Raw genomic sequence first — 20,154 nt, forward strand, 5'->3', positions numbered from 1 at the left:
GGCGAACCGCTGTTTCCCTACTCGCGGGATGATCCCCGCTGCCGCAGCCACGGCTTGCGCGCAAAGTAGCCGTTGGCTTCCTCGGCCACCTTGGGCGCAAGCATGAAGAGCGCGATCAGGTTGGGAACGATGACGATCGCCAGGAAGATGTCGCCCAGGTTCCAGATCACCGTCAGGGGCAGCACCGCGCCGACGAAGTGCATGATGACGAAGACCAGCTTGTACGGCAGGACGGCGTTCGCCCCCAGCAGGTAGTACGCACAGCGGTCGCCATAGTAGCTCCACGCGATCGCCGTCGATATCGCAAACAGGAGCACCGAGAAAACAACGATCATGTGGCCCCAGTCGCCCAGCGCGCTCAATCCTCGGCGGAAGCCTTCCATGGTCAGGGGCGCGCCGCTCTCGAAGGCTTCCCCGTGGAGGGACTCGTAGGTCTGGCCATCGTCTGTCCGGGCAAGGCCTTCGTCCGGCAGGACGGTTCCGGTGAAGGGTGTGGTATGCGCTTCGTCCACATACAGCATGTCGACGTACGCGTCGTGCCACGCGATGTGCACGCCGCCCGGATCCGCGGGCACTCCGTTCTCGAAGCGGATTTCGGCCGGAGCGTCCGCGCCCTCGTTGTTGCCCATGGCATCCACGGTGACATACCCCAGGTCGCCGCCCCCCAGGGTGACTTCCGTGGGGATGCGGGCGTTCCATACGCCGGTGGTGATGATCACGAGTCCCGTCATCGAGCAGATCACGATCGTGTCGATGAAGGGCTCGAGCAGCGCGACGACGCCCTCCGACACCGGCTCGTCGGTCTTGGCCGCGGCGTGCGCGATGGGCGCCGAGCCCTGGCCTGCCTCGTTGGAGAAGAGGCCGCGGCGGACACCCCACATCAGCGTCACGAGGAAGGCGCCCACGCCGGTCCCGGCCACGCCCGCGGTGGGATTGAAGGCCTCGCGGAAGATGAGACCGAGTGCGGGAACGATGTCGGCCGCGTTGAAGAGCAGGATGACCAGCGCGCCCAGGCAGTAGACCGCGGCCATGACCGGCGCCAGGATTCCGGTAACCCGTCCGATCCGGGTAATCCCTCCAAGGATGACCAGTGCGACCACTCCGGAGGTAACCAGACCGCTCACCGTGGCAGGGATGCCGAAGATGGTGCGCATCGAATCCGAGACCGTGTTGGCCTGAATCGCGTTGCCGGTGAGGAAGGCGGTCAGCCCCAGCATGATGGCGAAGAAGACGGCCATCCACTTCCAGCGCGCTCCCAGCCCACGCTCGATATAGTACATGGGACCGCCGCTTACCGTCCCCTCCCACTTGTGGGCGTCGTGATCGGGCGCCTCGACCTGACGATACTTCTGGGCGAGCGTCACCTCGGTGAACTTGGTGGCCATGCCGAGGGCGGCCGTGACCCACATCCAGAAGAGCGCACCCGGGCCTCCCCAGTGAATCGCGATCGCCACGCCGGCGATGTTGCCAATGCCGACGGTTGCGGACAGCGCCGTGGTCAGCGCCTGGAAATGCGAGACGTCGCCCGGCTCGTCAGGATCGTCGTACTTGCCCGAGGTGACGGCGAACCCGTGGCCCAGCCTGCGAACCTGCACGAACCCGAGCCGCAGTGTGAGGAAGACGCCCACGCCAAGGAGCAGGATCACCATGAAGGGAACCGTCTCGTCGCCGACCGAGATGCCCAGCTCCACGATGTAGCGGTTCCCCAGGTCGGATAGTGTCTGAAAGAGTTCCACGGAGGCTCCTCGGCTGCGGGGCGGATCGGGTGTCGGAATCGGGAAGGATGCCCCGCGAGCGGACCGTGGTCAACATGAGCCGATCCCGGGATGGGCTCAGTGGCGTGCGTCGCGTCCCGCGGGGAACCGCGCGGAGGACCGGCCGAAAGACGCTCGGTGGATCGGGCCGACCCGGGTCAAGGCAACGGCCGCGCGAGCGCTTCCCCGAGGCGGATTTCCCTCGCGGCGGTCAGGCCGGGCACCCATTCATGGCTGTCGCGCTCGAGCAGCATGACCACGCACGACCCCAGGTGGAAGGCCATGATTTCCTCCCCGCGCGCGATGGTGAGTGCGGGCTCGTAGGTCCGGTGGCGCCCGGACGGCGGGCGGCGGTTGGTGACCCAGCCGCCCTCCCCCCCACCCCACCCGGGATCGAACGCGGTGGAGATGCGCCCGACGTTGTACGCCCCGACCGCCACCAGCGCGATCCGCCCGGCACCCCCCGCGAGCGAGCAAACGACGCGCTCGTTGGTCGCGAGCAGATCCGGGATCTCGGCCACCGCGGCGGCATTCACCGGGAAGAGCCCACCCGGGACGTACGTGGCCGTGCACAGCCGACCCGCCACCGGGGCGTGGATGCGGTGATAGTGCCTGGGGGCGAGGTAGATGGTCGCATACAGCCCGCCATGGAAGCGGGCCGCGGCATCCTCGCCGGCCAGCAGGGCGGCCGCAGTGTAGCGGCGACCCTTCGCCTGCACGAGCTGGCCGTCCTCCACCGTGCCGAGCCGGGTGAGCACGCCGTCCACCGGCGACGTCACCAGCGAAGCATCCGACGGCCACTGCCGGGCGCCGGACGCGAGCCGCCGCACGAAGAACGCGTTCAGGCTGGCGTAGTCGGCAGGCGCCTGCCCGGCTTCGTCCATCCGTGCGCCAACCATGCGCGCGAAGCCTCCGATCAGGGGCGCCCGCAGTGGGCGGGGGATTACCGCGTCCGCAAGCCGGCCGAAGCCGCGGCTGGCGACCGCCCTCGGAAGCCGCGACAGGAGCGCGAGCAGGAGGCGCCCGCCCCACGAGGCCCGTGGCCGTCCTTCCCGTGCTGAGTTCTCCACTCGCCCCCTTCACCCCACGACGTTGATCATGTCGAAGATGGGAAGGTACATGGACACGATCATTCCACCCACCACGACGCCCAGGACGGTGGCCATCGCCGGCTCGAATGCCGCCAGCAGGGCCTCTATCGAGCGCCCGGTCTCATCGTCGTAGAAGTCGGCGATCTTCGCCAACATCTCGTCCAGACCGCCGGTCTGCTCGCCGACGTGGATCATCTGCAGCACCATGGGCGGGAAGATCCCGGATGCCCGGAGAGGCTCGGCGATGGTGTTCCCCCCCGCGATCGATCTCCGGGAGTTCATGACGGCGTCGTGCACCACGCGGTTGCCCGTGCTCGCGGCGGTGATTTCCAGCGCCTCCAGAATCGCCACGCCGGAGGCCACCAGGGTGCCCAGCGTGCGGGCGAATCGGACCATTGCCATCTTCAGGCACAGCGGGCCGACCACCGGGGAAGCCAGCAGCAGGCGGTCCAGAACCAGGCGGGCGCGAGGGGTGGCGCGGGCGCGCCCCAACCCGACCCACGCGCCCGCGGTGAAGAGAGGTGGAAGCCACCAGAATGCCCGCAGGCTCTCGGAAAGACCGATGACCAGCCGGGTGGGTAGCGGCAAGGGCAGATCCGATGCCGCGAACATCTCCTGAAAGGTCGGGATCACGAACTCGAGCAGGACCAGCAGGGCACAGGCGGCCACCACCACCACCACCGCCGGGTAGATCAGGGCGCCGCGCACCTTGCGCGAGAGACGGTCGGTTCGTTCGAGCGAGTCGGCCAGGCGCGCCAGCACTGTATCCAGCACGCCCCCCGCCTCCCCCGCGGCGACCATGCTGACGAACAGTTGACTGAATACCGCCGGATGCTCACCGAGCGCTCCCGCAAGGGTCCGGCCCGCCTCGATGTCGTGACGCACGTCGCCCACCACCGCCGCCAGCCTCGCGTTGCCGGCCTGCTCCGCGAGCACCCCCAGACTGGGCGCCAGGGGCAGGCCGGACTGGATCATGGTGGCGAACTGGCGCGCGAACACCGCGATGTCGCGCGACGGTACGCGGCCTCGGAACGGTGAACGGATCCGCCGCCACATCGCTCCGGCACCCGGGCGCCGTTGCGAGAGGGAGACCGCTCGGGATCTGCCCGCCCGCTCAAACGCCGGGAGTTCTCCCACGGGCCGCTAGGAGAGCCGCGGGTCGCCGAGCGACCGGAGCAGCTCCGCGGGATCCGGGGAACACCTCGTCGCGGCCTCCGTGGACACCTCTCCGCGCATGCGGAGCTGGCGCAGTGCATCGTTCATGGTCTGCATGCCGTGCTTTCTCCCCGCCTGCATCATCGAGGGAATCTGGTGGACCTTGCGGTCGCGGATGGCGGCGCGCACCGCCGGTGTGCAGATGAGCACCTCGCACGCCGCAACGCGCCCGCGCCCACGCGCCCGCTGCAGCAGGTTCTGGGTCACCACCCCCTCCAGCACCAGGGCCAACTGGGCACGCACCTGCGCCTGCCGTCCCGACGCGAAGACGTCGATGATGCGGTGCACCGAGGCCGCGGCCGAATTGGTGTGCAGCGTCGCCAGCACCAGGTGCCCGGTTTCCGCAATGGTCAGCGCCGCCGAGATGGTCTCGGGATCCCGCATCTCGCCGATGAGGATGACATCCGGATCCTGCCGGGTCGCCGACTTCAGAGCGGCCGCGAAGCTCATCGTGTCGGAACCCACCTCGCGCTGGCTTACGACGCAGCCCCTGGACGGATGAACGAACTCCACCGGGTCTTCGATGGTGACGATATGGCCCTTCCGGGTCTCGTTGATCCGGCTGAGCATGGCGGCCAGGGTCGTCGACTTCCCGGAACCGGTAGGCCCGGTGACCAGCACGAGGCCGTGGGGCCGCTCCACCAGGCGGCGCACCACGCCCGGAAGGCGCAGGTCCTCCAGCCTGGGGATCTCGTGGGGGATTCTGCGCAAGGCCATGGCCGGCTGGCCCCGCTGGCGATGGCAACTGCAGCGAAAGCGCGCGATGTCCGGCAGATTGAATGCGAAATCGACCTCGCCCCCCGCTGCAAGCTGCTCTCTCCGAGCCTGCGTGAGCACCGAATCCACCAGCTCCGCCGCCTCTTGCGGACCAAGCGCGCCGCCGCGGCGCGCGTCGGCAAGCTCGCCATCGATGCGAAGCCTGGGCGGGATTCCGGCCGTGACGTGCAGGTCGGAAGCGTCCCTTTCCACCATCTCCGCCAGCAGCGCACGCAGCGTGGGCGGGAAGCCGCGCCCGTCCTCAAACGGGTCCGAGGCGGGTACCGGTAAGGCCGCAGTCGTGTCCGTCATTGTCGCACGAAGAAGCGGCCGCGCATGGATTCGAGCGTTGCCGGCCCGATCCCGCGCACCTCGATCAGGTCTTCCACCCGCCCGAAACCACCCACTTCGTCACGGCGCGCGATGATTCGCGCCGCGAGCGCGGGACCGATGCCACGCACCTGCTCGAGCTCCTCGGAGGTGGCACGGTTGAGGTCGATGGCGGGCGCCACCTGATGGTTCGCAGACGAAGCGGCGTTCCGGACCGGCCGCGGCTTTGCCGTGACCACCCCGCGCACGCGCCTTCCTCCACCGCCCGCCTCCAGAGTCAGGTGCGGCGCGAGCCGCTCGATCGTCGCCGGCCCGATGCCGCGCACCCGCGTGAGCGCCCCGACATCCCCGAAGGGACCCTCCGCGCTCCGTGATTCCACGATTGCCCGGGCCGCCGCCGGCCCGATGCCGGGCAGCCGGTCGAGCTCCTCTTCGCTCGCCGTGTTCGGGTCCAGGCGCTCACCCTGGGCAAGCGGGGCCGACCGCCGCTCCTGCTCGTCGACCATCTCGCGCGAATCCGCGGCCAGCGCGTCGGCCGAAACGGTGTCGGCCTCGAGGGCGAGGGGAGGCCGCACCGCTTCCAGCCCCGCCCGCGCGGCGCCCGCCAGAAAGAGGACGCCGGCCGTGATCGCCAGGGTGCGTGATTCGTCGCGTGTCATGATACGACGATCATTCCACGGCGGGGGCGAAGGAATGGCGGTTTGGGACCTTCTTTCCTCGAACGCGCGTCACCCGTTCCGGGAGCGGATCGCCGAATGCAGCCGCAGGCCCGCTGCGGCCATCCTCAGGGAAGTCCCGCGAAGGCTCCCGCGTTGTACACGAACTGGCCCCAGAGGCCGATCTGGAACTGGGTCGAACCCAGCCGCTGGCCGATGTTCGACTGGCGGTTGGTGTAGCTGGCCTGAAAGCCGACCTGCAGCTCGGAAACGACGGTGTCCAGCGTGAGGTTGAAGGTGGCGTTGCTCTGGTCCACGAAGGGCACGCACTCGTCGTTGCCGGAGGTGATGCGACAGTCGCTCTGCCCCGCCTGATTGTAGCGCAGAGAAGCCTGGATCGGCCGTTCCAGCCGCGCTCCCAGTTCGCCCGGAGGCGTGAAGCTGCCGCTCATGGTGAAGACGTGGGTGTTTCGGCGACGGCGGGTGTCGCCCGTGGGATCGGTGCCTTCGCCGCGGGTCATGGTGGTCCGGTAGCTGGCCGAAAAGCCGCCTCCCCAGCGCACCGACACGTCGAGCGGGATGGTTGCGTCCTCCTGCAGCCGCTGCTGCTGGGTTCCCGTGCCGAAGGAGAGTCGGCGGGTGTCGACCCGGTATCCCGAGTTCACGGTGAGGCGCTCGACCACCGGCTGCATGAACGACGGCAACGGAATCGACGACGCCCTCAGGACGATGTTGGGCCAGCTGCGGGTATTCGCCGCGCGGTCGCTGCGCGTGTCGAAGGTGGCGATGTCGGTGACCGAGTAGTCCACGCTCGCGGTGATTCCCGGCAGGAGCGTGACCCCCGAACCCGTGGCCCAGCCGTTCCGGTCCACGAGCGTGGCCGCGGTGGCCCCGTCCACCACCCGGAAGCCGTCAAGATCGCTCAGCCCGAACTGATACCGCACATCCGGGTCCAGCACCTCGCGGTTGAAGCGCGAGGTGAGGCCGTCCTGCCAGTTGACCGTAATGGGCGAGAGCGCGCCGGCGAGACGGCGCATCGTCCCCTGGGGCGCAGCGTCGGACACGCCCGGCCTGGGCGGGCCGCCCCGGGCGAGCGTCCCCGGGTCGAAGATGACGGAAGCGCTCGCGCTCCGCTGTCCGCCCACGTTGCGCTGGAGGTCGCGCAGCGTGTCCGCCTCCGCCACCTGGCGCCGCACGAGGGTGGCGTTGCGGTCGGAACTGTAGGTGGTCGTCCAGGTCAGCGTCCACTGCAGCCAGTCGGCGGGTCGGGGTCCCCAGCGCATGTTGGTGCGAACCCGGCGATTGGTCTCCCAGCCCAGATCGATGCCCCCCGGTGACCACCGCTCCCGCGCCAGCAGCGGCCGCACCGCCGGATCCCTGACCGCGAGTTCCGGAGCCAGCAGATCGCGGGTGGAAGTGAAGTCGGTGGTCGCGGTCACGGACTGAAAAGGCCGAAAGATGATGCGCGCATCCGTATCCACGCCTCTCCGGGGAGACCGGGTGCGGGTCGCGGCGGAGTCGCCGGGCAGGCGCAGGATCTGCTCGTAGCGATAGGTCTGGTTGCGCTGGTTGGCGTAGGATGCCCCGAACCCGATCCGCTCCGGGCTCCAGCGCAGACGGCTCGCCAGCACCCGCTCCTCCAGCGATTCCGGAAGCAGGGCACGCACCACACCACCCAGAAAGCCCGGAACCACCGGCAGGGTGCGCGGCTCCAGCGCCCGGTCGTAGCCCACCCGCGCGTCCACCACCCGCGAATCCGAGTCCGAGGTGGCGGTCGCCGACTGCGACGACGAGTACCCGGCGCGCGCGCTCAGCCCGTCCAGGAAGATCGCCGCCAGCGGGTTGCTGGAGGGCGTCCGTTTGCGGAACGACAGCCCGACGCGGGTTCGGTCGAAGGCGACCTTGCGCAGCCCCTCGAGCCGGTCGGCGCGGATATCGCTCCTCAGCAGGAAGGTGGGATCCTGGCCGGAGGTGGTATGCGAAACGGTCAGCGGCAGCTCGATTCCCCAGGACGCGGGGGTGAAGCGGCTCAGCTGCAGCGTCGAGTTCGCCGTCCACTGCTGGTCGCGCTGGTAGCTGGGATCGCCTTCCAACTGGCGGAACAGGGCGCCCCGGTCGGAGACCGAGATGCGCGTGGTCATGAAGTCGGACGCGTTCAGGTCCACGTTCAGGTGGCTGGCAAGTCCGCGGTCGGTGACGGCCCTGGAGAGACGGAAATCATTGATCCACACTTCGCCGTCGTCGGGGAAGTCGCCCTCGTTCCAGACGCCCAGCGACAGCTCGCGCACCTGCGAGAGATTGGGGGCGCGCGCCCGGCCCTGAAGCACCACCGCGTAGGTCGAGTCGGCGCTCCAGACCACCAGCGCCGGCGCGCCCGCGGTCGGCGGATCCTCGATGAGCCGCTGCTCCGCCTCGCTGCGCAATTCGAGCCAGCGGTCGAAGTCCACCAGAACCTCCGGGAGCCAGTCCTCGGCCCGGGTTCCGTCGGGATCCACAGCCGGTTCCAGCGGTGTGCGGTAGAGATAGAAGTTGTCCTCGTCGCTCCCGACCTTCAGGAAGAAATACACAGGACGGCCCATCCCCCAGTCGCCTCGGCGCGCCAGTGCCCAGATGCGCGCCTGCCTGTAGGTGAGGAAGTTCCTGGGACGCTGGGGAAAGCGGTGATAGACCTCCGCCCTCTCCCCGGGGGGAAGCCCCCTGTAGGTGATGCCGAGCGCCTTCTCGCTGAACTCCACGCCCTGCGCCCCCAAGGCGCTGACGGGATCGTCGAGCTGTTCCACGACGCCGGGCGGCGGATGGTAGGCGGCACCCACCTCCACCGCGCCCACCGGGCTCACCTCGATGGCGCCTCCCGTCCCCGGGTCATCGCCGGTCATTCCGGTGAGCACCCCCTCGCCCGCGCGCTTCACCCAGCGCGAGCCCACCAGGCGCATGCGCGCCAGCACGGCCGCGCCGTCGCCGTTGCCGGTGATCGTGAGACGCAGGTGCTTGACGGCGCGAAAATCGCCGTCGGTGAAGATCCCGCCGGGATTGATCGCCTGCGGCCCGCGCAGCGGAATCCGGTAAAGGCGGAACTGGGTTCCGGTCTCGATGGTGTCGCGCACCAGGTAGGGGGAGGATCCGTCGAGCTCCACCAGGTAGCGCATGTAGCGCTCGTCGATGTCCAGATTGCCGTCCCCGTCCAGGTCTTCCGAGTCCGGACGTCCGTTGCCCCGGGTGCAGTTGACCCTGGGGTCGCCGATGCGGTAGACGACCGCCCGGGTCGCCAGGCACGCCTCGTCCCACAGCCCGCGCTGGTCAAGCTCGTCGTTCCATATCTCGCCCTGGCGCGGGTCGGCTTCCTGGTCGAGCGCACCGAGTCCCCACGTGTTTCCGCCCTCGCGGGTCCCGCCGGTGAGCCCGTTGGCGTCCACGAACAGCGCATCCTCGCTCACCGTCCCCAGGTCGAAGACGAGGGTAAGTTCCTCACCCCCCGCGATGTACAGATCCAGAAACTCGGTCCGGGTCAGGTCGAGGCCGGTGCTCGCGAGATTGGCGGTGATCGAGCGCCAGCGCCTGCGGTCGAACCGTCCCCCGGCGGCGCCGTCGCCGACCCCGAAGGTGAGCAGCAGCCCGGGTTCGCGGAACTCGTTGCCCGCAAAGTTGATCTGCCGGTCGATGTCGTTGCGGGGGAGAAAGCCCTCGAAGACGCCCGTGCTATCGCCGCTTGCCCCTTCGGTAATCCAGGTATGCTGCCACTGGAGGGAGGCGATGTCGCCGGCGCCGAGCTCCGGCGGAAGGGCCTCGAGCGCGCCGTCGCGAAACTGCGGCGCGCTTCCCAGCCGCCAGCCCGTGCTCAGGCTGGAGAGCGGAAGGTCGCTCGTGGAATCGAAGTCGTGCAGGTAGACGTCGCCCGCGGTGTTCGGGCTCGGCAGAGAGAGCGCCATCTCCCCGTTCACGCTCAGCCGCGAGATGCCCGAGTGCGCCAGCCCGGGGATCCGGTCCAGCGCCCGGTCCAGGGCCGGCAGTTCCAGGTCCATGCGTCCGTTCAGGCCACCCAGAACGATCGAAGCCGGCTCGACGCCAAGCTGGGGCCGGCGCAGGAGCCCCCTCTCGCGCTGGTACAGCCCGAGGAAGTTGAGCTCTCCCGCATCCCCGAGCGCGGTGCTGGCGTTCATGCCGAAGACCGAGGTCGGAGCGATCTGAAAGAGCGCCTGCTGCTCCCAGGTGGCGCGCAGGTCCCCCTGCGGGTCGCTGGCGAAGAGATTCTCCGCGTCGAGCAGCTGCACCTGTCCCATGTCGTAGTCGATGACGTAGTCGGTGCGCGCCTCGAGCGCGCGGTCTCCGAAGAACAGCCGCTCGCTGCCGTCGCGGATGCCCAGCGCACCCAGCGAGAAGGACGAGATGAGCCCCTCGCTGCGCACGCGGAAGGGAATGGTGAGCCAGTAGAGCCCGGCGTTCTCACGCTCGTAGGGATCGACTGCGTCGTAGATCTCCGGGTTGGCGTCCCCCGCAAGGATCTCGGAGGTCTCTTCGGCGGAGAGCCCCAGCGAGTATATCGGCGGTGGCTCGGCGAAGGGCCTGAGGGTCGGGAAGATGATGAAGGTGCCGGAAACCGCGGGCTGTTCCTCGAAGTCGTCGGCGGCGGGCTTGTAGACGTAGGCACGGTCGATGACATCGACGGGAGACTCCTCGTCGAGCCCGAGCAGCTTCAGGTAGGTGATGTCCTCTCCGGCGAGGCCGCGGGTGAAGGTTCTTCCGGCGCTCAGCTCGCCGACGGAGATGTCGAGCGATACCGACGGGATCTCCACGTCATTCGAGCCCGATACCCGGTAGACCTGGTGCATCTCCAGGTCCCAGGTGGGCCGGCCCGGCTGGTGGTTGGGCTCCGATGCGCGCAGCAGCGAAAGGCGGGGACGTCCCCCCTCGTTGTGAATGCGCTCCGGGTTGTAGTCGCCGATGGTGTCGCCGGCCGCGGTGACATAGGTGACCGCCAGCATCTCGTCGCGGCGCAGCGGGCTGCGGAGCGCGATCCACAGGCCGCTCGGATGGACGAAGTAGTCGACCCCCGCCTGCAAGTAGCGGAACCACCCTGATTCCGTCACCGTGTCGTCCCCGAGCGTGGCCGAGGCGTCGGCCTGGATATAGCCCTCCACCTGCTGGCGGGTGACGGGGTCGTTCTCGAAGCGGTAGAGCTGAATCGGTTCCGCGCCCGGGATGGCGGAGGAGGGTACCGTGCTGGGATCCGCCCCAAGGACGTCGATGTGCGGGTAGTCGAAGAGGTTGCGCGGGTCGGCGAGGAAGAAGAACTGGCCGCGCACGTAGTCGGCATTGTCGACCACGATGGTGTCCTCCTGCACGAAGGCGCGGTCGGTGCCCGCTCCCGCCAGGCGGAACTCCCGCGAGGACAGGTCGCCCCGCTGTTGCGCGAACACGGTCTCGAAGTCCACCGGGCCCAGCTGGCCGGTGGCCCGCAACCCGAAGTTGCCGGCCGGAATGCCCTCGGTGAGGAAGCGCGAATCGGGCAGCCCGAAGGTCACGTCCCCGACCTCGACGCCCTGGAGAATCTCGTCCTCCACGCCCTCATAGAAGACGTTGATGTTGTTGGTGGCCGAGAACTCGCGGGTCTGGTCGTAATCGACGTTCACCACGATCCGCTCCGAGATGGTGCCACCCATCTGGACTCCGAACTGGAGTTCAGGCACGAGCCGGGGCAGAAGTCCGGGCTGGCACCCCAGCTGGATGCCGGCATCGCAGGGACGGAAGCGGGTCCAGTCGCCCCCGAACTCGGCCCTCCCCCGGATGCGCGCGTCCAGCCCCCGCAACTCGATCGGCCCGGCCCCGGGGATGGCGACGGCCTCCGGCTCGGGAGGGAGTTCGGGAAGGAAACCCACCGGACCGGCATCCGCCGGGTCCGCTTCCGGGGAGGGGCGGGTGATGCGGCCCGCGAGCACAGCGCCCGGCCGCAGGAGGGACGCGGCGCCGGGGCCCGGTTGCCCGAGCACGGCGGGCCGGAACCATGGCGAGCCGGCGCCCGGCACGGGATCGAAGGCGACCGGGAAGAGCAGCGGGACGCGCGCCAGCCCGAGGGAGGCCAGCACCGGCGGAGGGAGAGGCGTGGAGGCGAGCTGGGGCGGCGGCGGAAAGAGCCCCCGCCAGTCCACGGCGTCCGGGCCGGGGGCGGCCTGGGGGGCGGCGGCCGCCGGCACGAGGAGCCCGAGCGCCGGAAGCATCGCGGCCATCCGCCAACCCATCCCACCGGGACCACGGACACGCTGCCGGTGTACGGTGCGAGTTGAGGGAGGCTCGCTCAACGCCCAACCCGCAACCGGCTACGGATGAACATACTCACGCGTTATCTGATCCGGGCGCACGTGGCGCCGTTCTTCTTCTCGCTCACCGTGCTCACCGGCCTCTTCTTTCTCAACCTGGTCGCCCTGCGGATGGGCGCGCTGATGGGCAAGGGACTGCCGTGGCAGGTCTATGCCGAGTTCATGCTTCTCTCGCTCCCCCACACGCTCGCGCTCACCATTCCCATGTCCGTGCTGGTTGCCGTGCTCTACGCCTTCTCGGAGCTGGCGGAAGCCAACGAGATCACCGCGATGTCCGCGGGCGGCGTGCGCCCCGCCCGCGTTCTGGTTCCGATGCTCGCCGCGGGCACGATCACGGCCGGCGTGGTCTTCGTGCTGCACGACCGGGTGCTCCCGGAGTCCAATCATCGTCTCAAGAACCTCATGGTCGACGTCCAGGGAAAGAGCCCCACGTTCCGCCTGCGCGAGCAGGTGATCAACGAGATCCAGGCCGTGAACGGCGCCACTCGCTACTTCCTGCAGGCGCACAGCATCGACCCGCTTACCAACGAGCTCGAGGATGTCACCATCTTCGACGTTAGCGAATACGACCAATATCGCACCATCTATGCCAACCGGGGCACGATGGCGTTCGACGAGAGCGGCACCGATCTCTTTCTGACCCTCTTCGACGGCAATGCCTACGAGGTGAGCGACGTGCGGCCGTCCGGCTTCCGGCAACTGGCCTTCGCCCGGCAGATCATCCCCATGCGCGGCGTCGCGGACGTGCTGGAACGCAGCGACAGCGAGCAGCGCGGCGACCGCGAGATGTCCACGGCCATGCTGGCGGAGGAGGTGCGCAAGGCCCGCGAAGAGCTGGCTGAAGTGCGGCGCGCGAGCCTGGGGCGCTCCCGTGGCGCGCTGCGCGAAGCTCTGGGACTCGAGGCGGTGGAAGGCGAAGAGATCGACGATCTGCTGCCCCCAGGCGCGCTCGAAAGCCAGCGCCGCATCATCGGCGACCTGGGCCTGACCCCGCCGGACCAGCTCACCGAGGCGGTCACCGCCAACCTGCGCACCAACGCCGTGCGCGAGGAGGGACTGCTGCTCAATGTGAACCGCTACCGGGTGGAGTGGCACAAGAAGTGGGCGATCGCAACCGCCTGCTTCATCTTCGTGCTCGTGGGGGCCCCGCTCGCGATCCGCTTCCCCCGGGGCGGGCTCGGTACCGTGATTGTCCTCTCCGGCGCCATCTTCGCCATCTACTGGACGACCCTGATCGGAGGTGAGTCGCTCGCCGACCGGGGCCGCCTGGAGCCGAATGTGGCGATGTGGATCTCCAACGTCATCTTCCTGGCCGCCGGCGTGTGGCTGTCCTCGCGCATGGGACGCGCCGTGTCCGCGCCACGGGATTCGGGCCGGGGCGTCATCCGGCAACTGCTGGCGAACCGGGTGAGGAGGAGCGCGGACGCATGAGGCTCCTCGACCGGCTGGTCGCCGCCAGCTTCCTGCGCATATTCGTGGCCTTCGTGGCCGCCGTGCCGCTCCTTTTCGTGGTCGGCGACCTTACCGAGAACATCGACGAATACCTCGACCGCGGGCTCCCGATGGTGGACGTCTTCCGGGCCTACGGATTCCAGATGCTGCAGTTCGTGTTCTGGTCCTTCCCGATGGCGACGCTCATCGCGGCGGTCTTCACGATTCACGCCATGACCGTGCACCGGGAGATCGTGGCCGCCAAGGCGGGCGGCGTCTCCTTCCATCGCCTTGCGGTGCCGGCGCTGGCCCTGGGCGTCGCGCTCGCCGGGGTCTCGTTCTACATCAGCGACATCGTGCCCCGCGCCAATCGCGCCGCCTTCGACATCCTCGAGGAACGCAACTTCAGCCGCGACTGGCGCATCAACTTCGTGTACCAGACCGAGGACGGGCACAGCCTGTCGGTGCGCCGCCTGACCGTGATGGCCGGGGAGCTGCAGGATGTCGTGCTGGAACACCGCCCGGTCACCGCGGCGCCGGGCACGGGACCCTCCCTGCACGCGGTCGCGGACCGCGCGTACTTCAACGACCAATCGGGCTGGACATTCAGCGACGGATACATGCGCCGCCTGCTCCCGGATGCCCGCGAACAGACCTATCAGTTCGGCAGCATGAAGACGCGCGGGTTCTCGGAACGGCCCGATGAACTGCTCGAGGCATCCCGCACCGGCAACCGCATGTCCGACGCCCAGAACGACCGCCTGGCCCAGATGACGCGCGCGGACATCGACCGGCAGGTGGGGATCATCGAGCGCAGCGGGGGCAGCGCCTCCGAGTACCTCGTCGAGCGCGAACAGCGCGGCGCTCTCGCCCTCGCCACCTTCATCATGGTCCTCTTCGGCCTGCCCCTGGGGACCTCGTCCCAGCGCGGCAGCGCGGCCTACGGCGCCGGCGTGTCGATCGCCTCCATCACCCTGTACCTGATTCTCTTCCGGGTCCTGGGCGCGGCGGCGGGCGCGGGTGTCCTGTCACCCACCATCGCGGCCTGGACCCCCAACGCGGTGTTCCTGGCGATGGGCGCGTTTCTGATGGTTCGGGTGCGAACGTAGACAAGCAGCCCCGGAAGGGTTGGGTCCCCCCCGGGGCTGGCGGATGTGCCTCCGGGCCGCAAACGGGCCCGGCACATTCAGCTGACCGGGCGCTCCTTCGGCAGGATCTTGACCGACCACAGCCCCGAGTTGATGTCGGCGAAGAAGACGTTGCCCTTCCAAGGCATCACGCCCCACGCCGCCGGCGCGTTGGGGATGTAGCCGAGCGGATCGTGCGCCTTGAAGACCGAGATCTCGCGTCCCTGGGTATAGAGGTTCCCCATCAGGTCGCCGGAGATGTCCACCATGCGGAGGCCGCCCTCGTAGTAGGCTTCATAGAGGATGTCGTCCTCGACCCACATGTTGTGGGTGCCGAACTCGGACACCTCGTAACGGGCCACCATCTCGGGTGATTCGGGATCGGTGAAGTCCACGATCTGGATGTAGCCCGCGGTGGCGCGCGGATAGCCGCCCCTGCCCGTCTCGGGGTCGTACTGGATTCGGTGATCGGGGCCGGTTCCCGCCCAGGCGAGCCCCTCGCGGCCGACGATCTCGTCGCCGGCGATGAGATAGAACTTGCCCGTGGACTCCTGCAGGTAGGGGAACACGGCGTGCGTCTGACCCGAGGGAAGCGGGATGTTGGTCACGAAGACGGGGTTCTCGGGGGAGCCGCCCCAGCGCCCGTTGCCCACGTCGACGACCACGATGCCGTTCTCCCACTCCGCCGAGTAGGCGATGCCGTCGTGCACCCACACGTCGTGCACGCGGCTGTCCGGATGGTCGTATTCGCCCACGTAGCGCGGGTTGTAGATGTCCGCCATGTCCAGGATGATGTACTTGTCGCCCGCAGACAGGACGAAGAGGTGCTCGTTGGTAGCGAACATGTTGTGCACGCCGCCGGTCACGCCCTCGTCCCAGGTTGAGGCGATGGTGGGGTGGGCGGGGTTGGCCAGGTCGAGAATCACGACGCCGTTGCGGCGGTTGGAGGCGCCTTCGCGCGAGATTACTCCGTAGCGGCCGTTGGGGGACGCCTTCACGTCGTTGGTAGTGCGCGCGTCGACGATGATGGAATCGGTCTTGACGATGTTGGCCGGGTCGGTGACGTCCCACACGAAGGTGACGCCGTTCCCCATTTTGGAACCCGTTAGCGCATAGTCGCGCCCGTCGACCCCTTCCCAGATCCACAGGTCGGTGGTGAAGACGCGTGACTCGCGCCCCTGCCCCACGATTTCGAGCTCCTGAACGGCGCCCCGCCGGCTTACCCGCACCGATTCGCGCGCCGACAGATGGCCGGCGGTCGCAACCACGGTATAGAGCCCCGGCCAGTCGGCCACGAAACGGCCGTCGTCGACCTGCCCCGGCCCGGCGGGCGCCACGATGCTGTCGTCGGGCATGTAGGCGAGCGACCAGGTGACCGGGGCGCCCGGCACCTCGTTGCCGGCGTCGTCCAGCACGGAGGCGGTGAACTGCACCACGTCGCCGGTGAGGAGGTCGCCTCCGCCGCCGGCGAGCTGGACGGACGTGGCCGGGAAGGCCTCCACGGTGCGCTCGACCGAACCCCGCACCCCCTCCACCATGGCCGTCACGGTGACGGGGCCGGGGCGGTGGGCGGTGACATTGCCGAAAGCGTCCACCGAGGCCACCTCGGTGTCGGATACCGACCAGGCGACCTCGGCGGTCGGGCGCGGCGACCCGTCCGCGTGCCGGGCGGTAGCCGCGTAGCGCACCGTCGTGCCGGCGTACAGCAGGTCGCCACCCGCCTGCACCTCGACGGTCGCCACCTCCGGCCAATCCACCACCACCGGAATCGTGAGCTGGGCCACCGGCGCTCCGCTGGCGGGCATCACCACCATCGCCTGCACGTCGTACTGGCCGGCCTCGAAGGCCTCGATGTTCCCGTCACGAATGCGCAGCGCCCGCCGCGGCGCGCTCACCCGGATCGGAATGTCCACCGCCGCGCCCGCGGCGTCGTAGGCGGTCACCACCAGCGGCACGACGTCCCCCACCCTGAGCGAAAGCTCGGCGGGCTCGGCCTCCAGCCGCGTGACCACGGTGGGATCGGGTTCCGGAGTCTGGGCGGCCAACTCCACCGCCGACGGGAGCGCGGGCGCCGTCAGGACGACGGCTGCCGGGAGAATGAGCCTGAAAGAACGCATGGGACCTCCTTGCTGCGGGCACGACATCCTTCAGCCGTCAGAATAGCGCGCGCGGGTGAGGTGCGGAAAGAGTCCGAGGGCCTGTCACCACCCGTCGCCGTCGATCAGGATCACCGGGGTGTACGTGATGACGCCCTCACCGTCTATCGTCGCCAGGAGCCTGCCGTCTTGCCAGAACTCGACTGTGTCGGTCTCGCTGACGAACGCGTGATACCGCATGAACGCGCCGGCGTATATGGTGCGTCCCCGGATCGCCGCCGCCTCGTCCGGCGTGACCTCGACACGCTGCACCGTGCCAGCAGGAACGATGCCTTCAAGACCATCGCCGCGCGCTGGCGTTGACGGGCCACAGCCAGCCACGAGCAGCATCAGCCACAAGTACCTGGTCATCGCTTGCCCCTGATGGAGCCGGATCGACGTTCTCCAGTGCCGACTGCCGCGCTATCGAGATGGTCGCCGTCGCGGGTGCCCGATTCGCCGTTCCAGGCTCGCAATCCACGACACCACGTTCGGCTCCGGTGCAGGTTCGCCGGCCAGCCTCCTCAGGTCAAGCATGATGCCTCGCAGGCGTGGCTGGTGGCGCAGGGCGAGTGACGTCCTTCGACTGACGATTGGACGCTATGCCAATAACGATTGGACGCTGTGTCAGTAACGATTAGACGCTATTCCCATAACGATTGGACGCTGCTAGATTCCGCTCTCGAAGCCACGCCCGCCGCGACTGGCAGGAGACCGTCGCGCCGGGGTGCCAGGCCAGCCGGCGGATGCACTGCCATGTTCCCACGCTACACCGCGCGTCTTGTCGGGGAGGCACTCGCCGACACGCCGGCCGTCTTCCTTCTCGGTGCCCGGCAGGTGGGCAAGACCACCCTGGTCAGGCGTCTCATCGACGAGAGCTGGGAATACATCACCTTCGACGATTCGGCTCAGGTTGAGGTGGCGCGCGCCGACCCGTTGGGCTTCATCCGCAACCTCCCCCCGAAGAGGATCGCGCTCGATGAAGTGCAGCGCGTTCCCGAAACTCTGCTGGCGATCAAGCAGGCAATCGACGAGCGGCGAACCGCCGGCCGATTCCTCCTGACGGGTTCAGCTAACGCGCTGGTGCTGCCCATCGTCTCCGACGCGCTGGTAGGAAGAATGGAGGCGGTCCGCCTGGCTACCCTGTCCGAATGCGAGATCGCCGGACGGGAGCCGTCCTTTCTCCGAAAGCTCCTGCGAGGCGAGACGCCGGCAGCGCGGGAACTCAGGATCCGGAACCATCTGGCAAACCGCGTCGTCACGGGCTGCTTTCCGGAACCACTGTTGCGAGGCAGCGAGCGACGCATCCAGGCGTGGTACCAACAATACGCGAACACGCTGGTCCAAAGGGATCTGGACGATCTGGCACGGATCGAGCACCTCGAAGCGATGCCCAGGCTGCTGCAGCTCGTTGCCGTGCTTTCGGGACAACTGGTCAATCTCACCGAACTCGGAGGACGGCTCGGCCTGAATCGGCTGACGGCCGGAAGGTACTTCGCCCTTCTGGAGCAACTCTTCCTGGTCGAGCGCCTGCCGGCCTGGCACTCGAACGAGTTCAAACGGCTGGTCAAGACGCCCAAGATGCACGCCGTCGACACCGGCATGACGTGCGCGTTGCGAGGGATGACACGGCGCAGGCTTCTCGCCCGTCCGGCGGACTTCGGTGCGCTGCTCGAGTCCTTCGTCTACAACGAACTCCGGAAGCAGGCGCTGTGGCTGGAAGACCCGGTCACGTTCCATCACTATCGTGACAAGGACAAGGTCGAGGTGGACATCGTGGTCGAGAGCGCATCCGGGGGCTGCTTCGCCGTGGAGGTCAAGGCGGGCGCGACGCTCACGTCCAGGGACTTTCTCGGCCTGAAACGTTTCCGCCGAGTTGCCGGGAAGCGATTCCGCATGGGTGTCCTGCTCTACGACGGAGATCACACCACGGCGTTCGGTGATGGGCTGTTCGCCGTGCCGACGGGTGCGCTGTGGAGTTGAGAGGCATCCCATGACCCCACCCACCGCCGACCTCACCCCCACCGAAGCCCGCGTGCTGGCCGCCATCGACATGGACGGGCTGCTCGACACCATCTCGCGGCTGGTGGCGATTCCCACCGACCAGGGCCGGGAGACGCCCGCGCAGGAACGGATGGCGGGATGGATGGCTCAGGCGGGCATGAACGTGGACGTCTGGGCGATCGACTTCGAAGAGTTGGCCAGGCACCCCCGCTTCAGCATCGAGATCGAGCGCGGACGATCGCTGGGGGTGGTGGGGTCGCTCGGGGGCGGGGACGGCTCGCTCAGGGGCATCGATCGGCGGGGCAGCCGAAGCTCCGGCCGTTCGCTCATCCTCAACGGCCACATCGACGTCGTTCCCGCGGGAGACGTGTCCCGGTGGACGGTCCCTCCCTGGCAGGGCACCATCCGCGACGGCAACCTGGTGGGCCGCGGCGCGCTGGACATGAAGGGGGCGCTCTGCTGCGGGCTGTACGCGGCCCGAGCGATCGCGGACGCCGGGGTGGAACTGGACGGGCAGCTCCTGCTCCAGAGCGTGATCGCCGAGGAAGACGGAGGCGCGGGCACCCTGGCCGCCATCCAGCGCGGCTACACCGCCGACGGCGCAGTGGTCATCGAACCCACCCGCCTTTCCCTCGCGCCCGCGCAGGGAGGCGCCCTCAACTTCCGCATCCACGTCAGGGGACGCTCCGCACACGGTGCCCTGCGCACCGAGGGCGTCAGCGCCATCGACGGCTTCATCCCCATCTACCGGGCACTGCAGGCGCTCGAGGCGCGGCGCAACTCAGGGGTAGCGGACCCGCTCTTCGCCCACTACGAGGTGCCCTTCCCCCTCTGCGTGGGAACGGTACGAGCGGGTGAGTGGGCCTCGAACGTGCCGGAGAGCCTCTGCTTCGAGGGCCGTTACGGCGTGGCCGTGGGGGAAGAACCCACCGAGGCGCAGGCGATGTTCGAGGAGGCGGTCGCCGCCGCGGCGCGATCGGACCCCTGGCTGGAACGATATCCGCCGGAGGTGGAGTGGTGGGGCGGGCAGTTCCATCCGGCGGCCACGGATCCATCGGACCCGATCGTGCGCACGGTCGCGGACGCCTTCCGGGACATCGAGGGACGCGAGCCCCGCATCGAGGGGATGCCCTACGGGGCCGACATGCAACTGCTGGTGAACGTGGGACACACCCCCACGGTGATGTTCGGCCCCGGGGACGTGCGCAACGCCCATCGTCCAGACGAATGGGTGCCGATCTCCGAACTCGAAACCGTCACGCGAACCCTCGCCCTGACGGCGCTGCGTTTCTGCGGGCACGGGGGCTGACAGCCCGGAAGCCGACGCTCGGGCTTCACCGGCTG

General features: G+C 68.7%; 12 protein-coding genes. 4 read left to right on the forward strand and 8 right to left on the reverse strand.

Features of this window, described 5'->3' with window-relative positions; all coding sequences use genetic code 11:
• Window positions 1-17: 17 nt before the first annotated feature.
• From OXU32_05110 to sprA, 6 genes are all read right to left on the reverse strand, one after another.
• Window positions 18-1,649 carry a sodium:alanine symporter family protein gene (locus OXU32_05110; GenBank protein MDE0073347.1) on the reverse strand — a complete coding sequence of 544 codons (1,632 nt, stop codon included), beginning with the start codon at window positions 1,647-1,649 and terminating at the stop codon, window positions 18-20.
• A gap of 263 nt (window positions 1,650-1,912) precedes the next feature.
• Window positions 1,913-2,824: an archaetidylserine decarboxylase gene (gene asd, locus OXU32_05115; protein MDE0073348.1), complete on the reverse strand. Its 912-nt coding sequence runs from the start codon at window positions 2,822-2,824 to the stop codon at window positions 1,913-1,915.
• Window positions 2,825-2,833: 9 nt separating this feature from the next.
• Window positions 2,834-3,901, reverse strand: a complete 1,068-nt coding sequence (locus tag OXU32_05120; GenBank protein MDE0073349.1) for a type II secretion system F family protein — start codon at window positions 3,899-3,901, stop codon at window positions 2,834-2,836.
• Between the two features lie 87 nt (window positions 3,902-3,988).
• Window positions 3,989-5,128, reverse strand: a complete 1,140-nt coding sequence (locus tag OXU32_05125; GenBank protein ID MDE0073350.1) for a type IV pilus twitching motility protein PilT — start codon at window positions 5,126-5,128, stop codon at window positions 3,989-3,991.
• Window positions 5,125-5,805, reverse strand: coding sequence for a helix-hairpin-helix domain-containing protein (locus tag OXU32_05130; protein ID MDE0073351.1), 681 nt, complete (start codon window positions 5,803-5,805; stop codon window positions 5,125-5,127). Before OXU32_05130 ends, OXU32_05125 begins: the two co-directional genes overlap by 4 nt.
• Window positions 5,806-5,930: 125 nt before the next feature.
• Window positions 5,931-12,023, reverse strand: a complete 6,093-nt coding sequence (sprA, locus tag OXU32_05135) for a cell surface protein SprA (GenBank protein ID MDE0073352.1) — start codon at window positions 12,021-12,023, stop codon at window positions 5,931-5,933.
• Between the two features lie 96 nt (window positions 12,024-12,119).
• On the opposite strand from sprA, the gene OXU32_05140 reads away from it, so the two are divergent.
• Window positions 12,120-13,544, forward strand: coding sequence for an LptF/LptG family permease (locus OXU32_05140; protein MDE0073353.1), 1,425 nt, complete (start codon window positions 12,120-12,122; stop codon window positions 13,542-13,544).
• On the forward strand, window positions 13,541-14,653 hold the full coding sequence (locus tag OXU32_05145; protein ID MDE0073354.1) for an LptF/LptG family permease: 1,113 nt from the start codon (window positions 13,541-13,543) through the stop codon (window positions 14,651-14,653). The genes OXU32_05140 and OXU32_05145 overlap by 4 nt, the downstream gene beginning before the upstream one ends.
• A gap of 77 nt (window positions 14,654-14,730) precedes the next feature.
• On the opposite strand, the gene OXU32_05150 is transcribed toward OXU32_05145, so the two are convergent.
• Both OXU32_05150 and OXU32_05155 read right to left on the reverse strand, forming a co-directional pair.
• Window positions 14,731-16,788: an Ig-like domain-containing protein gene (locus OXU32_05150; protein ID MDE0073355.1), complete on the reverse strand. Its 2,058-nt coding sequence runs from the start codon at window positions 16,786-16,788 to the stop codon at window positions 14,731-14,733.
• A gap of 84 nt (window positions 16,789-16,872) precedes the next feature.
• Complete coding sequence (locus OXU32_05155) at window positions 16,873-17,178, reverse strand: hypothetical protein (GenBank protein MDE0073356.1); 306 nt, start codon at window positions 17,176-17,178, stop codon at window positions 16,873-16,875.
• Window positions 17,179-17,562: 384 nt separating this feature from the next.
• Here OXU32_05155 and OXU32_05160 point away from each other — a divergent pair, with 384 nt between their 5' ends.
• Both OXU32_05160 and OXU32_05165 read left to right on the forward strand, forming a co-directional pair.
• Window positions 17,563-18,789, forward strand: a complete 1,227-nt coding sequence (locus OXU32_05160) for an ATP-binding protein (GenBank protein ID MDE0073357.1) — start codon at window positions 17,563-17,565, stop codon at window positions 18,787-18,789.
• Between the two features lie 10 nt (window positions 18,790-18,799).
• Window positions 18,800-20,119, forward strand: coding sequence for an ArgE/DapE family deacylase (locus tag OXU32_05165; GenBank protein ID MDE0073358.1), 1,320 nt, complete (start codon window positions 18,800-18,802; stop codon window positions 20,117-20,119).
• The last annotated feature ends 35 nt before the right edge of the window (window positions 20,120-20,154 follow it).

The organism is Gammaproteobacteria bacterium (genome assembly GCA_028819075.1).
GTDB lineage: Bacteria > Gemmatimonadota > Gemmatimonadetes > Longimicrobiales > Gaopeijiaceae > BD2-11.

What these genes read in the sequence shown, in the direction of transcription:
- OXU32_05155 (MDE0073356.1), bottom strand. Translation starts at nt 17,178, where the DNA reads ATGACCAGGTACTTGTGGCTGATGCTGCTCGTGGCTGGCTGTGGCCCG.
- OXU32_05145 (MDE0073354.1), top strand. Translation starts at nt 13,541, where the DNA reads ATGAGGCTCCTCGACCGGCTGGTCGCCGCCAGCTTCCTGCGCATATTC.
- OXU32_05120 (MDE0073349.1), bottom strand. Translation starts at nt 3,901, where the DNA reads ATGTGGCGGCGGATCCGTTCACCGTTCCGAGGCCGCGTACCGTCGCGC.
- sprA (MDE0073352.1), bottom strand. Translation starts at nt 12,023, where the DNA reads ATGGCCGCGATGCTTCCGGCGCTCGGGCTCCTCGTGCCGGCGGCCGCC.
- OXU32_05125 (MDE0073350.1), bottom strand. Translation starts at nt 5,128, where the DNA reads ATGACGGACACGACTGCGGCCTTACCGGTACCCGCCTCGGACCCGTTT.
- OXU32_05150 (MDE0073355.1), bottom strand. Translation starts at nt 16,788, where the DNA reads ATGCGTTCTTTCAGGCTCATTCTCCCGGCAGCCGTCGTCCTGACGGCG.
- OXU32_05160 (MDE0073357.1), top strand. Translation starts at nt 17,563, where the DNA reads ATGTTCCCACGCTACACCGCGCGTCTTGTCGGGGAGGCACTCGCCGAC.
- OXU32_05165 (MDE0073358.1), top strand. Translation starts at nt 18,800, where the DNA reads ATGACCCCACCCACCGCCGACCTCACCCCCACCGAAGCCCGCGTGCTG.
- OXU32_05140 (MDE0073353.1), top strand. Translation starts at nt 12,120, where the DNA reads ATGAACATACTCACGCGTTATCTGATCCGGGCGCACGTGGCGCCGTTC.
- OXU32_05130 (MDE0073351.1), bottom strand. Translation starts at nt 5,805, where the DNA reads ATGACACGCGACGAATCACGCACCCTGGCGATCACGGCCGGCGTCCTC.
- OXU32_05110 (MDE0073347.1), bottom strand. Translation starts at nt 1,649, where the DNA reads ATGGTGATCCTGCTCCTTGGCGTGGGCGTCTTCCTCACACTGCGGCTC.